Origin of the sequence: Winogradskya consettensis (genome assembly GCF_018332715.1) — a bacterium.
Taxonomy (GTDB): Bacteria; Actinomycetota; Actinomycetes; order Mycobacteriales; family Micromonosporaceae; genus Actinoplanes; species Actinoplanes consettensis.
In genome coordinates this window covers 111,046-125,092 of record NZ_BOQP01000021.1, presented here as the reverse complement: position 1 = coordinate 125,092, position 14,047 = coordinate 111,046, and the positions used below count along the sequence as shown (strand labels likewise).

Sequence of the window (14,047 nt, the reverse complement as noted above, 5' to 3'; positions counted from 1 at the left end):
AACTAGAGCTCGCGCACGATGACGTCAGCCTGACGGGGGCGGCCGGCCGCGACCGGCCGCTCCTCGACCGTCCACTTGAGGTCACGCAGGGCAACGATCAGCTCGTCGACCGTACGCGGAGTGACGCCGGCCTGCGCCAGGGCGCGTACCATCCGGCCCTTGGTGGCCTTGTTGAAGTGGCTGACCACCGAGCGCTTCGGCACGCCGTCGACGACCCGCTCGTGCAGCACCCGCAGCGCCAGTGACGACGAGCCCGGTGTCCACATCGCGGCATATGCTCCGCTGCGCAGGTCAAGAACAAGATCATCCTGCGGCAGGGCGCGGGTCAGGCTGTTCTTCCAGTACGGCGTGAGCCCCCCGATCACCGGCAGCGCGACGCCGGCGGAGCACCGGTACGCGGGAATCCGGTCGGTGAGCCGCACAACACCCCACAGCCCCGAGAACACGACGGCCCGCTCGTCGACCCAGCCCCGCGCGTCATCGGGCAGCGTGGCGTGATCGAGGGCCTCGTAGAGCACCCCGGAATAGACCTGAGCGGCCGGAGCGGCGGGTGCCGTGAGAAGCGCCGCGTTGCGCTCCAGCTCGCCGCGCTGCCCGTCGCTGAGCCCGAGCGTGCCGAGCGACTCGGCGACGGCCCGGGCACTGGTCCGCTTGCTGAGCGCGACGAGCCGGGTGAGCACCCGTTTGCGGGCGGTCGCGAGTTTCGGCAGCCAGAGGTCGTTGTGGTCGGCGGGTTCCCCGGCGGCGGGAGCGGTCTTGCCCTCGGAGGGTGGTAGCAGGATGAGCACGCCGAGACCCTACCCGGCGAGTGCGTCGGCCACCGTGGGGTAGATCGTGAACGCGATACCGAGGCCCACCGTGTCGAGCAGGCCCCGCAGCCAGCTGCTGGGGGCGGCGAGCCGGAACCAGCCGCCGGCGGCCTCGGCCCGTTTGTGGGCGACGATGAGCGAGCTGAGCCCGGTGGAGTCGCAGAAGTCGACGCCGGACAGATCCACCACGACGCGGGGGACCGGCCGGTCGAGGATCTGGGCGAGGGTGGTGTCGAGGACGGTGCCGTTGCCGAGGTCGAGGTTGCCGCGCAGGGCGACGACCACCGAGTCGTCCGGGTTGCCGATGACAGAGACGTGCACTGGGGCCTCCCGGTATCGAGGAAGCCCTCTTCCTGCCCAGTCAGGGGCGCGATCGAACCTGCGGGACCGTGATCGTCGTACGGACGGTCGCCTGATCGATGTCGGTGGTCCGCACGGTGAACGTGATGTCGTACGTTCCGGGCAACGGGAACGTCAGGGCGCCGACCGCGTCGTTGCGAGGGGGCAGCGGCAGCATCGGCTCGGAGACGGGTTCGAGGTCCTGGTCACGCAGCCGGGTGGTGACGGTCCACTCCTCGGCGACCAGCGGCTTGCCCTCGGGGGTGTAGGTGAAGCCGTGCACGGTGTTGTTCTCGCCGAGCTCGACCGGGTAGACGTAGTACTGCAGGGTGAACAGGCCGGAGGTGAGGGTCGCCGACACGCCCTTCTCGGTGGTCCGCGCGCTGTCGGCGGTGACGCTGCGCCCCGGCGTGGTCTGCACCAGCACCGAGCTGAGCCCGAGCACCACGACGGTCGCGGCGACCTCGATGCCGACCGAGCGCCGCAGCCTGCCCGGCCCGGCCGTGACGACCTCGGAGCGCTGCACGAAGCGCCGGGCCAGGGCGGCCACCCCGAGAACCATGACCAGGATCAGAACCTTGCCGAGCAGAAGTTTTCCGTACGCCGTGGACCACAGCGCGCCCACCGACCCGACCTGCACGACGGCCTGCACCACGCCCGCGCCCACCAGCCAGACCACGGACAGTGCGGCCCACCGCGACCACGCCGGCAGGATCCGCCCCAGCACCCGCGGGTGCGCCTGACGCAGCAGGAACACCGACAGCGTCACCAGCCCGCCGATCCAGACCCCCATGGCCGCCATGTGTACGACGTCCGCGGCGACGATCACCCCACGCAGCGGCGACTCCCCGGCATGCCCGGTCAACGGCCACGTGGCGAGCCCGCCCAGCCCCAGCACCACCAGGGCGGCCGAACGCCACCGGGCCGAGTCCCCACGCAGCACCGGCGGGATGAGGACCGCGACCACGGCGAGCACGGCCAGCCGGGCGAGCAGGGTGAGGCCGTAACCGCTGCCCAGCACGTCGGCGAGCTCGGGCACGGACACGTCCCACAGCGGCGCCCCGCTGGCGGCCGGCGCCTGGGTCCAGAGCCCGGCCAGGGTCGCGACGCCGGTCAGGACGAGCCCGGCACGCGCGAGCCGGATCGGGCCGCGCCGGGACAGCCGCCGGGGCCACAGCAGCGCGAGGAGCAGCGCGGGGCCGATGATCAGCGTCAGGCCCGCGTACCCGAGGAATTTGCCGGTGGGGACCGCGACCGCGACCGATGGATGGATCTTGGTGGGGTCGGCCTCGGCCGGCCGGGCCGACGGCGCGCCCACCGAGAACGTCATGGCCCCGCCGACGGGGTGGCTGTCGGCGGAGATGATCCGATAGCTGACCAGGTACGTCCCGAGCGGCTGACCGGCGTGCCGGACCTTGATCCGCAGCAGCGGGCCCTCCGCGCTGACCTCACCGGTGATCCGCTTGCCGTCCGGGGCGAGCACCTGGGTGCGCCCCTCGACCACGGAGATCGACTCGCTGAACCGCACGACGATCTCGGCGGGTGCCGTGCCGACGACGCTCCCCGGCTCCGGAACGGCGTTCAGCAGGGCGGCATGCGCGCTGGCGGGGGCAGCGGGCAGCACCAGCGCGGCGAGCGCCAGCACCACCAGCACCGACAAACGGCTCCAGGCCGCACGAACGCGTGTCACAGCAAGTAGTTCGGATCTTCCCCGGTAAAGGTTCAATCCCCGCGTGGCGGCTTACCGATCGCGGTGCCCGGGTAGGGGCGAGGATACGATCCCGGGCAGTTCCACGCACCCTCCAGGAGGACCTCGATGTCCGTGAACCCACGCGCCGGCACTCCCGCCGAGCCCCGCGACCTTATCGACGTTCCCCGGGTCGTCCTCAGCTACTACACCGGGCATCCCGACCCCTCGGTCACCGCGCAGCGGGTCGCCTTCGGCACCTCCGGGCACCGCGGCTCCAGCCTGCGCACCGCGTTCAACGAGGATCACATCCTCGCGACCAGCCAGGCGATCGTGGAGTACCGCAAGGCCCAGGGCACCGACGGCCCGCTGTTCATCGGCCGTGACACGCACGCGCTCAGCGAGCCGGCGACGATCTCCGCGCTGGAGGTCTTCGCCGCCAACGACGTGAAGGTGCTGATCGACAGCCGGGACGGCTACACCCCGACCCCCGCCGTGTCGCACGCGATCCTGACCTACAACAAGGGTCGCACCTCGGGGCTCGCCGACGGCGTGGTCGTCACGCCCTCGCACAACCCGCCCGACGACGGCGGCTTCAAGTACAACCCGCCGAACGGCGGCCCGGCGGACACCGATGCCACCAAGTGGGTCCAGGATCGCGCCAACCAGATCATCGCGGGCGGCCTCAAGGAGGTACGCCGGGTGAGCGCGGACCGCGCGCGCAGGTCGGACCTGGTCACGGGGTACGACTTCCTCGCCGGGTACGTCGACGATCTCGGCTCGGTGATCGACATGGAGGCCATCCGCGCGGCGGGTGTCCGGATCGGCGCCGACCCGCTCGGCGGGGCCTCGGTGGCGTACTGGGGTGAGATCGGTTCCCGCTACGGCCTCGATCTGACCGTGGTCAATCCGAACGTCGACCCCACGTTCGGGTTCATGACGCTGGACTGGGACGGCAAGATCCGGATGGACTGCTCGTCGCCGTACGCGATGGCCAGCCTGATCGCGCAGAAGGACCGCTTCCAGCTCGCCACCGGCAACGACGCGGACGCCGACCGGCACGGCATCGTCACCCCCGACGCCGGGCTGATGAACCCCAACCACTACCTGGCCGTCGCCATCGACTACCTCTTCCGGGTGCGTACCGACTGGCCCTCGAGCGCGGCCATCGGCAAGACCCTGGTGTCCTCCTCGATGATCGACCGCGTGGCCGCCGACCTGGGCCGCCGCCTCGACGAGGTGCCGGTGGGCTTCAAGTGGTTCGTGCCGGGCCTGCTCGACGGCTCGGTCGGCTTCGGCGGCGAGGAGAGCGCCGGCGGCTCGTTCCTGCGCCGCGACGGCAGCCCGTGGAGCACCGACAAGGACGGCATCCTGCTCGACCTGCTCGCCTCCGAGATCCTCGCGACCACGGGACGGACCCCCAGCCAGCACTACGGGGACCTGACGAGCAAGTTCGGCTCCCCGGCGTACGCCCGGATCGACGCCCCCGCGACCCCCGACGAGAAGGCCGTGCTCGGCAAGCTGTCCTCGTCCGCGGTCAGCGCCAAGGAGCTCGACGGCGAGCCGATCACCGCCGTGCTCACCACCGCCCCCGGCAACGGCGCGTCGATCGGCGGCCTGAAGGTGACCACGGAATCGGGCTGGTTCGCCGCCCGCCCGTCCGGCACCGAGGACGTCTACAAGATCTACGCTGAGTCGTTCAAGGGCCCGGAAGCGCTCGCCCGGATCCAGGAGGAAGCGAAGGCGGTGGTCAGCGCAGCGCTCAAGGGGTGACGGTTCGCTCAGCTTTGTGACGTTTCGGCCGACTGGTACTAGCCAGGACCGAGACGGACGGAGCTGTACGCCCCATGACCGCACCTGCCACGCGGGCACACCGCCGCCGGGCGCCGAAACAACCCCTTCCCGGGGTGTTTCCGGTGCTCACGGCGGTGCTCGCCGTGGCGGGGGTGCTCGTGTGGCTGCTGCTGGGCGCCCCGGGCCCGATGCGCATCGGGTACGCGGGCGGCCCGGTCTCGCTGGCCGCGGGTTTCTTCGCGTGCTGGAAGATCGGCTCGATGATCGTCGTGGCGCGGCCGATCCGGGGCTTCTGGCGCATGGTGTCCCGTTCGGCGCTCTGTGTCGGCATCGGTGCCACCGTCAGCTTCGCGATCGCCAACAACGACCCGGGCCTGTCACCGTTGGTGGCCGCGCCGCAGGTCCTCGGCGTGGTCTTCTTCGTCCTGTCGTTCATGCTGTTGCCCCGCGAGCACCGGTCGGCGCTGGCCTGGGCGCAGGTCACCCTCGACCACCTGACCGTGGCGGTCGCCGGCGGCCTGATCTTCTGGTACGTCATCCTCGACCTCGCCGGACCGGCCACCGACGACGTCACCCAGCACGGCGCCGCGCTCGTCGGGGTCGGCGGCCTGATCGCCCTCGTGGTCATCGGGCGGGCCGCGATGAGCCCCGCCAGCGCGGTCGACCCGGTGGCGCTGCGCATCCTGTCGATCACCCCGCTCGCCGCCATCGGCGTGGCCGTCCTGCTGATCGCGGGCGGTGAGACGGGCCGGCTCTGGATGTCGGTGCTGGCGGGGCCGATCGTGGGCCTGTCGATGTGCCTGGGCGCGTACCGTCAGCACCTGGTCATCGTCCGTCCCCGGCCCGCCGCCGCGGCAACCCGCGGGAGCCGGCTCTACAACGCGCTCCCGCAGCTGGCGGTCGTCGCCACCGCGGCCCTGGTCATCTTCGTCTCCGCCCGCCAGCTCGGCTGGGACCAGCGGGTCGTCATCATCGGCGCGGTGCTGATCGCCGCGTTCGTCGTGGCCCGCCAGCTGCTCGGGCTGCGCGCCAACGACCAGCTCCTCGCCGGGATCCGCCGCCAGCAGGCCGAGCTCACCCACACCGCGCTGCACGACCCGCTCACCGGCCTGGCGAACCGCTCCCGGTTCGGTACCGCGCTGGCCGAACGCCTCGACGCCCACCATCCGGCCGCCGTCCTGCTCGTCGACATCGACGACTTCAAGATGGTCAACGACACCATGGGACACGCGGTCGGCGACCAGCTCCTCTACGAGGTCGCCCAGCGGCTGCGGCACCACAGCGCGGTCACCCACCTGCCCGCCCGCCTCGGCGGCGACGAGTTCGCGGTGCTGCTCGACGGCGACGACCCGGCCCCCGCCGAAGCGGCCGCCGCCACGATCCTCGCCGCGCTCGCCGTGCCGTTCATGGTCGGCGAGCACCAGCTGCTCGCCAACGCCAGCATCGGCGTCGCCCTGGCCGGCCCCGGCGACAGCGCCGACGAGGTGCTGCGCAACGCCGACATCGCGATGTACGCCGCGAAGGCCTCCGGCAAGGCGTCCTGGACCCGCTTCGAGCCCCGGATGCGCCAGGACGTCGTCAACCACGCCCGGCTCGGCAGCGAACTGCACAACGCCCTCATCCGCCACGAGCTGTACCTCGCCTACCAGCCGGTCTTCGACATCACCACGGGCCGGATGTCGGGCGCGGAGGCCCTGGTCCGCTGGCACCACCCGACCCGCGGCTTCGTCTCACCCGGCGACTTCATCCCGGTCGCCGAACGCTCCGGGCTGATCGTCCCGCTCGGCTCCTGGGTGCTGCGCGAGGCCTGCATGCAACTCGCCGCCTGGCACGCGCAGTACGGCGACCTCGCGATCCGCTCGATCAACGTCAACGTCGCCGCGCGGCAGCTGCGCGAGACCAGTTTCGTCGACGAGGTCGCCGCCGTCCTCGCCGAGAACGGGCTGCTCCCCGTCAACCTGGTCATCGAGGTGACGGAGTCCTCGGTCGTCGACGGGCGGCACCGCGACACCCTGCAGGCGTTGCACGACATGGGCGTACGCCTCGCCCTCGACGACTTCGGCACCGGCGCCTCGAGTCTCAGCCTGCTGCGCGCCTTCCCGGTCGACGTCCTGAAGCTCGACAAGTCCTTCGTCGACGGCATCTGCGACGGTGAGGACCGCGGCCGGCTCGCGGTCGCGGCCGCCGTGGCGCAGCTCGCGGAATACCTCAACCTCTACGCGGTCGCCGAGGGCATCGAGACGCAGGCGCAGATGGAACGGCTCCGCGCGATGGGCTACCGGCTCGGCCAGGGCTACTACATGGCCAAACCGCTGCCCCCGGGCGACATGGCCGCCCTCATGGTCGAGAACGCTCAGCGCGCCCCGAAGGCCCTCTCCACTTCCTGAGCGGTCAGTGCGCGGTTCCGGAACGTCGTGGTGCCGCTTTCGAGCAGTTCAAGGGCGGCATCACGAAGCGCACCGTACGCCGCCCACGCCAGCGCCCCGCCGGTGGAGACCCGCCGCACGCCGAGTTCCGCGAGCTCGGGAACGGGCGGCGCACCCGGCACCGCGAGAACGTTGACCGGTGCGTCCGTCGCTGCCACCACGCGGGCGATGTCGGCGGGAGCGCGCAGGCCGGGGGCGTACACCACATCGGCGCCGGCCTCCCGGTAAGCCCGCAGCCGGGCGATGGTGTCGTCGAGATCGTCGTGACCGTAGAGGTGGTTCTCCGCGCGGGCAGTCAGCACGAGACCGCTTCCGGTCGCTGCCGCCACCCGCTCCGCCGCGACCTCGATCGGGTCGATCGTGGCGGAGACGGGGTCGTAGTCCTCGATGGAGAGCCCGGCGGCACCCGCGTCGGCGAGCAGTCGCACCGTCTCGGCCACGTCCTCGAAGCACCGCTCCGCGTCGACGCTGACCGGCACCGTGACCGCGGCGGTGAGCGCGGCCACGTGCGCGACCAGCTCGTCCCGCGTCACCTGCTGATCCCGCTTGCCGAGACTCGCCGCCAGCCCCGACGACGTGGTCGCGACCGCCGCGAACCCGAGGCTCTCCAGCAACCGCGCGGACCCGGTATCCCACGCGTTGGGCAGCACGAACGTCCCGGCCACGTGCAACTCCCGGAACGTCTCACCAATGTCAGTCATGCCCTCATTCTGCTTCCGCTCACCAGCCAGGTGATGCCCGCCGCCGCACCCAGCAGGGTCAGCGGGCGGATGAAGAACGACATGAGCGGTTCCCACAACTGGACCGGCGTCCCCGTGCCGAACTGCAGTGCCACGTTGGAGACCAGCGTCGGGGTGACCACCAAGGTGTGGAGCGTGAGCAGGCCCAGGGCGGCGATACCCAGGCCCAGCCTCGCGCGGGTCGACCGGCGCGCGACGACCCAGCCCAGCGCGAGCCCGCCCAGCCAGAACACCACCGACAGCACCGCGGACGCCACCGGCTCGGCCCGCTCGATCCGGATCTGGCCGGGGGAGCCGTAGCGGGGATCGGCCCGCCACACCGTCAGCCGCCAGTCGCCGAGGGCCGCGGTGAGATCGTCGCCGTCCGGGTCGCCCGTCCGCCAGCCCTCCGCCCGGAGCCGCCCAGCCACCGCGGCAAGATCGGTCACGTCGAGATCGCCCTCCAGGTACCCGGCCGAGTATTCGTCGGTGCCGGTGAACCAGTACGTACGGGCGTCCTCGTCCTCGGGATACTCCGGGCCGGACAGTGGCTCGTGCCGGGTGAACTCCACGGTCCCGATGATCGCCTGGCTCTGCACCTCACTCGGCAACCCACCGTGCCACTGCCACCCGATCCGCGCCCCGACCGGCGCCAGCAACGCCCCGACGGTCAGCGCCGTCCACACCACCAGAACCACCCGCACGGCTCGCACCGCCCGCACCCTATCTCGCGCCGAGCATCCTTTCGGCGCGATCGCGCTTGTCCTCGTCACCCGAGTCCCGTGCCGAGGCGAGCAGTCGTTGCCGTACGTCCCTGGGCAGCCTGCCGAGGTCGCGGGACTGGTTCGGCCGGGTCTTGAAGCCGCACAGGTGCCGCACCGCCCCCGAATGCATCCGCGCGTCGCCGGGATGCGCCTGCAGCGCCCGGATCAGATGGGCGACCGGCATGGCGGCGAGAATCGGCTCGGGTGTGGCCTCGTGGGCGGGGAAATCGGTGCATCTCCCGGTGCCCGAGCCGTGCCAGGCGAGGACCACCGCGGCGCGCTCGACCGGGTCCGGGTACGCCGCGGTCAGTCGCTCGGCCAGCGAGCCGCCGGTGCCGTGCGCAGCGGAAGGTGCCGCGGCCCGCCAATCGTCGAGTGCACGCCGGGCCTCGTCGGCCGCCCGTTGCCGCCGCGCCGGCCCGTCGGCACCCTGGGCGGTCAGCCACTGCTCGATCAGCGACTTGTCGGCGAGCGTCGCCTGGCCGCCCCACCCCTGCCAGTCCAGCGAGGTCCCGTCGTGCAGGGCGACCTGGGCGATCGAGCGTCCGGCGGCGTCCGAGAACCCCAGCCCGAACTCGCCGTGGCACATGCACACGAAGCCGGTGAGAGACCGCACAGCAAGAGCCCCGCGCAACGTACGCAGAACCTCGCGGTCGCGGGTCCGCACCACCTCCTGGCCGTCGAAGTTGTCCGTCACCCGGACCTCGACGGCCGCGCGCAGCACCTCGTCGAGGGCATCCAGCGTTGTCACCCGCCCATTCTGCCCCGCCCCGGACGCGTCACCGTGTCCATGATCGATCCGTTGCCCAGGGAGGCGTGCCGCGCGGCACGGTGACAGGAGTTCTCCCTTCTTGAGACATCGCAGAACGGTTCCGGCCCGCCGCCGCCGCAGCGTGGCGGCTACGGTGGCGGGCGCCTCGGTCTTCGCCCTCCTGCTGGCCGGGCACTACTGGCAGTCGCGGGCCGCCGAGCCACCCGTGACGGTGACCTCCCTGCCCGCCGCGACGCCGTCGCCGTCCGCATCCGTACCGGACGGCCCGCTGCGGGTGCTCGCTCCGGCGGGGGTCCGCGTCGGGCTCCAGCCCGCGGTCCGGCTGTCGAGGCAGGCCTCCGACGATCAGACGCTGGTCGTGCTGATCCGAGCGCCCGGCGCGGAGTGGTACGTGACTCCCTGCTACCCCGACCCGGCCGGCCGGACCAGCACCTGCCCCGGCGCGATGTTCGGCCGGACGGCGAGGGAGAGCGGCACGTGGGAGCTCAAGGCGTTGCTGCTCAGCGGCCGGATGAGCACCCGGGACGGCATTCGCGGCCTCAAGGTCGTGCAACGCTCGGCCGTCCGTCGCTACCAGCGCTGACCTCTCCAGGCGGCCACGGCTTTTCGGGCGGCCATGGTTTGTCAGGAGGCCATGGTTTGTCAGGAGGCCATCGCGCGGGCGCCGAGGGTGATGCGGGTGCGGCGGGGGACCAGGCCGATGACCCGGCTCTGGAAGCGGGTGGTGCGGCCGGAGACCACGCTCGGCGGCCGGCGGGAACCCTCGAGTGCGCGGAACGCGGTGTCCACCACCTGCTGCGGGGTCTCGAAGTTGCCGTTCTCCGGAGCGTCGGCGACGCGGTGGAAGTCGCTGGTGGTCGGCCCGGGGGAGACGGCGAGCACGGTCACCCCGGTCTTGCGCAGCTCGTGCCAGATGGCCTCGGTGAAGCTGAGCACGAACGCCTTCGTCGCCCCGTAGACAGCCATACCCGACATCGGAAGGTACGCCGTGATGCTCGCGATGTTCACCACCGCACCCCGTCCCGACTCGACCAGCTCGGGCAGGAACAACCGGGTCAGCTCGACCAGCGACACGACGTTGAGCTGCATCTCCGCGCCGATCCGCTCGGGCGCCAGCCCTGCGAAGTCGCCGTAACTCCCGGACCCGGCGTTGTTGACGAGCGTGTCGATCCGCAGCCCCCGCGTCCGCACGTCCGCCACGAGCCGCTGTGCCCCGCCGGGCACCCCGAGGTCCGCGACGATCGGGATCGCCTCGGTCGTCCCCTTCAACTCGGCGGCCAGGGCGTCGAGCTTGTCCTCGCTGCGGGCGACCAGCACGACCCGCGCGGCACCACGCCGCGCGAACCGCCGGGCAAACTCCGCCCCGATCCCACCGCTCGCGCCTGTGACCAGCACCGTTGTACCTTCGACATTCATCGTGATCTCCTAAACAGGTGTTTAATCCCGAGTCGACTATACAGCTGTTAAATTGATCCTGTGAAGAGCGACGGAGATCTGCGTACCCGGCTCATCGAAGCGGCCACCGCCATGCTGACCGAGCACCACGCCCTGGCCGTCCCGTCCCTGCGCGCGGTCGCCCGTGCCTGCGGCGTGACCGCCCCTGCCATCTACTCCCACTTCGACTCGGTCGACGCCCTCATCGCCGCCGTCCTCGACAACGGCTTCACGGCCCTGGAACAGACCATGAACACGGCCGAGGACGTCCGGCGCGCTGCCCACGCGTACGTGCAATGGGGCCTGGCCAATCCGGGCCTGTACCAACTGCTCTTCGAAAGCGCCGACCGCCTCGGCGTCGAACCGGCAGTCGAAACCCTCACCAGAACCGGCGTCGCCGCGGTGGAGGCCCAACTCGGCATCACCCCGGCCGAGGCCGCCCGCCTCCACGAACGGGTCTGGGTCTCCCTGCACGGCATCGTCTCCCTGCGCATCCACAAGGCCCACTACGCCTGGACGACCCCGGTCAGCCAGGACGTCGACGACCTGATGAACCTGTTCCTGTCATAGGTTCTGCGCCGGCGTTCTGAGTTTTTGATCCGTTTGCAGTGGGTGGCAAGGGTGGCGGGCTTTGGCCATGGGGCACGAAATTGCGACGAAACCGGCCATCCCGCAACTTTCTGCGGCGTCGGGTGTCAAGCGTGGGCCAATCGCGTCTGGCCGGAAAACACATGTTCTTCTGTCAGACATCAACCACTGACTCAGGACACTAGGATCGCGCGATGGAGATCCTGCCCGGCGTCGGCGTCGCCCTGGCGAAGATCGGCGACACCCGCACCGTCGTGGAGTCCCGGATCGGGCCCCCGATCCACCCGGGCCGTTCGCTGCGCGCGGTCTACGAGACCGACCCGCTCCTGGTCCTGACCTACCACGCCGACGACACAGTGGAGCTCGTGGAGCTCTCCCACGGCGGCGACCAGGTCTACTTCGACGGCGTCCAGCTCACCGACCGCTTCCTGGCCGACGTGGTCGCCGACCTGACAGCCCGCGGCCACGCCGGCGAGCCGACCGGCATCGGTCACCGCTTCGAACCGGGCTTCGCGATCTTCTCCACGGGCTCGATGTGGGCCGGCGACCTCGACCCCGACGCGGCGGAGGACGACCCCCGCGCCGTCAGCGAGGGAGTCTCGGTCGCGCCCTACGACTACTTCGCCGAGTAGCCGCGAGCGAAGCGTGTGATCAGGCGTTGACGGCTGGCTCGGGGGTGCGGTCGGCGATCGGGCCTTTGACGCGGGCGCGGGCGATTCCGGTCAGGACCGCCAGGCCGCCGATGGTGCGGATGGTTGTCACCAGGATCGTGGTGTCGTGCTGGTTGAGGCCGAGGGTGCCCTGGAGCAGCAGGGTGACGAAGATCGTGGCGACGAAGACGCGGGTGGACCAGTGGCGGATGGGGGCGCCGGTCAGCGTGCGGATCTGGCGGTTGAGGACGGCTACGGCGACGAGGGTGCCGATCAGGGTGAGGAGCCAGATGCCGCTGAGGGCCAGGAGCCAGTCGGGGACCTGTGGGGTGCCCATCTGGTCGCCGTCCTCGAGCTGGGTCAGCTGGGCGACGCCGATGACGACGGCGAGGACGGTGTAGGCCGCGGCGAGGGCGAGCGCCACCCAGGTGGCGGGGCGCAGGCGGGAGCGGTCGGCGGTCATGGGACTCACTTCGGCGTAGCGGGGTGGTGGGCCGGCCCCGGAGGGCCGGCCCGCTCGGCGGACTAGGCGGAGATTTCCTTGCGGCCGTCGGCGGCCCACAGGGTGTGGAACGCGCCTTCCTTGTCGGTGCGGTGGTACGTGTGGGCGCCGAAGAAGTCCCGCTGGCCCTGGATCAGGGCGGCGGGGAGGCGCTTGGCGCGCAGGCCGTCGTAGTAGGCGAGGGCCGACGCGAAGCCGGGCGCGGGGATGCCCTGCTCGGCGGCGGTGACGACCACGCGGCGCCAGGCGTCCTGGGCGCCGGCGACGGCGTCGAGGAAGTAGTCGTCGACCAGCAGGGTGGCGAGGTTCTGGTCCTTGTCGTACGCCTGCTTGATGAAGTCGAGGAACTTGGCGCGGATGATGCAGCCCGCGCGCCAGATCTTGGCCATCGCGCCCGGGTCGATCTCCCAGTCGTACTCCGCGCTGGCGGCCTGGATCTGCTGGAAGCCCTGGGCGTAGGCCACGATCTTGGAGGCGAACAGCGCCTGCTCGACGTCGGCCTGCAGGTCGCCGCCCACGGGGGAGGCGGTCGGCCCGGGGAGACCGGCCTTGGCGGCTGCCGACCGGACGTCCGCGCCGCCGGACAGGGCGCGGGCGAAGACGGCCTCGGCGATGCCGCTGACGGGCACGCCCAGGTCGAGGGCGGACTGGACGGTCCAGCGGCCGGTGCCCTTCTGCTCGGCCTGGTCGACGACGATGTCCACGAACGGCTTGCCGCTGTCGGGGTCGACCTGCTTGAGGACCTCGGCGGTGATCTCGATCAGGTAGGAGCCGAGCCGGCCCTCGTTCCAGCCGGTGAAGATCTCGGCGATGTCGGCCGGGGAGTGGCCGCCGGCCTGGCGCAGCAGGTCGTACGCCTCGGCGATGAGCTGCATGTCGGCGTACTCGATGCCGTTGTGCACCATTTTGACGAAGTGCCCGGCACCGTCGGGACCGACGTGGACACAGCAGGGTTCGCCGTCGACCTTCGCGGAGATGTCCTCGAGCAGCGGCCCGAGCGCCTTGTAGGACTCCTTCGACCCGCCGGGCATGATCGAGGGGCCGTGCAGGGCGCCCTCCTCGCCGCCGGAGACGCCGGTGCCGACGAAGTGCAGGCCCTTGGCCTTGAGCGCGGCCTCGCGCCGGCGGGTGTCGGCGAAGTGGGCGTTGCCCGCGTCGATGAGCATGTCGCCCTCTTCGAGCAGCGGCGCGAACTCGTCGATGACGTCGTCGGTGGGCTTGCCGGCCTTGACCATGATGATCACACGGCGGGGCTTCTCGAGGCTGGCCACGAAGTCCTCGGCGGTCTCGGCGGGCAGGAAGGTGCCCTCGTCACCGAAGTTCTCGACCAGTTCCTTGGTGCGGTGGTAACTGCGGTTGTGCAAAGCGACCGTGTGGCCGTGCCGGGCGAAGTTACGGGCCAGGTTGCGGCCCATCACTGCCAGGCCGGTTACGCCGATCTGTGCCTTCTGCGTCATGAACGTCCTTCCTCCACGCGAGCGTCGTCGCACGCCGTCCGTCTATTGTTACGGATTAACAACGGAGAAAGTTCGAACAGCCTTCGACCTGCACATGTACGCGGGA

The 14,047-nt window shown here is 71.2% G+C and carries 14 protein-coding genes; 5 read left to right on the top strand and 9 right to left on the bottom strand.

Annotated elements, in window-relative coordinates; genetic code table 11:
* Positions 1–2: 2 nt before the first annotated feature.
* The 3 genes from Aco04nite_RS20765 to Aco04nite_RS20755 are packed head-to-tail and all read right to left on the bottom strand — an operon-like array spanning position 3 to position 2,838.
* The gene (locus Aco04nite_RS20765; RefSeq protein WP_212998901.1) at positions 3–788 is read right to left on the bottom strand and encodes a YaaA family protein; all 786 of its coding nucleotides are present in this window, start codon (positions 786–788) and stop codon (positions 3–5) included.
* Between the two features lie 9 nt (positions 789–797).
* Positions 798–1,130 (bottom strand): STAS domain-containing protein, encoded by a 333-nt coding sequence (locus Aco04nite_RS20760; RefSeq protein WP_212998900.1) that lies wholly within the window; start codon positions 1,128–1,130, stop codon positions 798–800.
* A gap of 40 nt (positions 1,131–1,170) precedes the next feature.
* The gene (locus tag Aco04nite_RS20755) at positions 1,171–2,838 is read right to left on the bottom strand and encodes a copper resistance CopC/CopD family protein (RefSeq protein WP_212998899.1); all 1,668 of its coding nucleotides are present in this window, start codon (positions 2,836–2,838) and stop codon (positions 1,171–1,173) included.
* Between the two features lie 126 nt (positions 2,839–2,964).
* On the opposite strand from Aco04nite_RS20755, the gene pgm reads away from it, so the two are divergent.
* Complete coding sequence (gene pgm / locus Aco04nite_RS20750; protein WP_212998898.1) at positions 2,965–4,608, top strand: phosphoglucomutase (alpha-D-glucose-1,6-bisphosphate-dependent); 1,644 nt, start codon at positions 2,965–2,967, stop codon at positions 4,606–4,608.
* Between the two features lie 74 nt (positions 4,609–4,682).
* Positions 4,683–7,016 (top strand): putative bifunctional diguanylate cyclase/phosphodiesterase, encoded by a 2,334-nt coding sequence (locus Aco04nite_RS20745; RefSeq protein ID WP_212998897.1) that lies wholly within the window; start codon positions 4,683–4,685, stop codon positions 7,014–7,016.
* On the opposite strand, the gene Aco04nite_RS20740 is transcribed toward Aco04nite_RS20745, so the two are convergent.
* The 3 genes from Aco04nite_RS20740 to Aco04nite_RS20730 are packed head-to-tail and all read right to left on the bottom strand — an operon-like array spanning position 6,983 to position 9,289.
* A complete protein-coding gene (locus Aco04nite_RS20740) occupies positions 6,983–7,756 on the bottom strand; it encodes an isocitrate lyase/PEP mutase family protein (protein ID WP_212998896.1) in 774 nt (257 codons plus the stop codon). The two genes, Aco04nite_RS20745 and Aco04nite_RS20740, sit on opposite strands and share 34 nt — an antisense overlap.
* Complete coding sequence (locus tag Aco04nite_RS20735; protein ID WP_212998895.1) at positions 7,753–8,487, bottom strand: hypothetical protein; 735 nt, start codon at positions 8,485–8,487, stop codon at positions 7,753–7,755. Before Aco04nite_RS20735 ends, Aco04nite_RS20740 begins: the two co-directional genes overlap by 4 nt.
* A 10-nt stretch (positions 8,488–8,497) precedes the next feature.
* Entirely contained in the window at positions 8,498–9,289 is a 792-nt protein-coding gene (locus Aco04nite_RS20730) for a hypothetical protein (protein ID WP_212998894.1), read from the bottom strand.
* A gap of 100 nt (positions 9,290–9,389) precedes the next feature.
* On the opposite strand from Aco04nite_RS20730, the gene Aco04nite_RS20725 reads away from it, so the two are divergent.
* Positions 9,390–9,893: a hypothetical protein gene (locus Aco04nite_RS20725; RefSeq protein WP_212998893.1), complete on the top strand. Its 504-nt coding sequence runs from the start codon at positions 9,390–9,392 to the stop codon at positions 9,891–9,893.
* A gap of 59 nt (positions 9,894–9,952) precedes the next feature.
* Here the strand turns inward: Aco04nite_RS20725 and Aco04nite_RS20720 are convergent, their stop codons facing one another.
* Positions 9,953–10,726 (bottom strand): SDR family NAD(P)-dependent oxidoreductase, encoded by a 774-nt coding sequence (locus tag Aco04nite_RS20720; protein WP_212998892.1) that lies wholly within the window; start codon positions 10,724–10,726, stop codon positions 9,953–9,955.
* Positions 10,727–10,786: 60 nt separating this feature from the next.
* On the opposite strand from Aco04nite_RS20720, the gene Aco04nite_RS20715 reads away from it, so the two are divergent.
* Entirely contained in the window at positions 10,787–11,314 is a 528-nt protein-coding gene (locus tag Aco04nite_RS20715; RefSeq protein WP_212998891.1) for a TetR/AcrR family transcriptional regulator, read from the top strand.
* A gap of 212 nt (positions 11,315–11,526) precedes the next feature.
* The gene (locus Aco04nite_RS20710) at positions 11,527–11,964 is read left to right on the top strand and encodes a hypothetical protein (RefSeq protein WP_212998890.1); all 438 of its coding nucleotides are present in this window, start codon (positions 11,527–11,529) and stop codon (positions 11,962–11,964) included.
* 19 nt (positions 11,965–11,983) lie between these two features.
* On the opposite strand, the gene Aco04nite_RS20705 is transcribed toward Aco04nite_RS20710, so the two are convergent.
* Positions 11,984–12,445: a hypothetical protein gene (locus tag Aco04nite_RS20705; RefSeq protein ID WP_212998889.1), complete on the bottom strand. Its 462-nt coding sequence runs from the start codon at positions 12,443–12,445 to the stop codon at positions 11,984–11,986.
* A 62-nt stretch (positions 12,446–12,507) separates the two neighbouring features.
* Positions 12,508–13,941 (bottom strand): NADP-dependent phosphogluconate dehydrogenase, encoded by a 1,434-nt coding sequence (gene gnd / locus Aco04nite_RS20700; protein WP_212998888.1) that lies wholly within the window; start codon positions 13,939–13,941, stop codon positions 12,508–12,510.
* Positions 13,942–14,047: the final 106 nt, after the last annotated feature.

What these genes read in the sequence shown, in the direction of transcription:
- pgm (WP_212998898.1), top strand. Translation starts at nt 2,965, where the DNA reads ATGTCCGTGAACCCACGCGCCGGCACTCCCGCCGAGCCCCGCGACCTT.
- Aco04nite_RS20745 (WP_212998897.1), top strand. Translation starts at nt 4,683, where the DNA reads ATGACCGCACCTGCCACGCGGGCACACCGCCGCCGGGCGCCGAAACAA.
- Aco04nite_RS20740 (WP_212998896.1), bottom strand. Translation starts at nt 7,756, where the DNA reads ATGACTGACATTGGTGAGACGTTCCGGGAGTTGCACGTGGCCGGGACG.
- Aco04nite_RS20720 (WP_212998892.1), bottom strand. Translation starts at nt 10,726, where the DNA reads ATGAATGTCGAAGGTACAACGGTGCTGGTCACAGGCGCGAGCGGTGGG.
- Aco04nite_RS20710 (WP_212998890.1), top strand. Translation starts at nt 11,527, where the DNA reads ATGGAGATCCTGCCCGGCGTCGGCGTCGCCCTGGCGAAGATCGGCGAC.
- Aco04nite_RS20705 (WP_212998889.1), bottom strand. Translation starts at nt 12,445, where the DNA reads ATGACCGCCGACCGCTCCCGCCTGCGCCCCGCCACCTGGGTGGCGCTC.
- gnd (WP_212998888.1), bottom strand. Translation starts at nt 13,941, where the DNA reads ATGACGCAGAAGGCACAGATCGGCGTAACCGGCCTGGCAGTGATGGGC.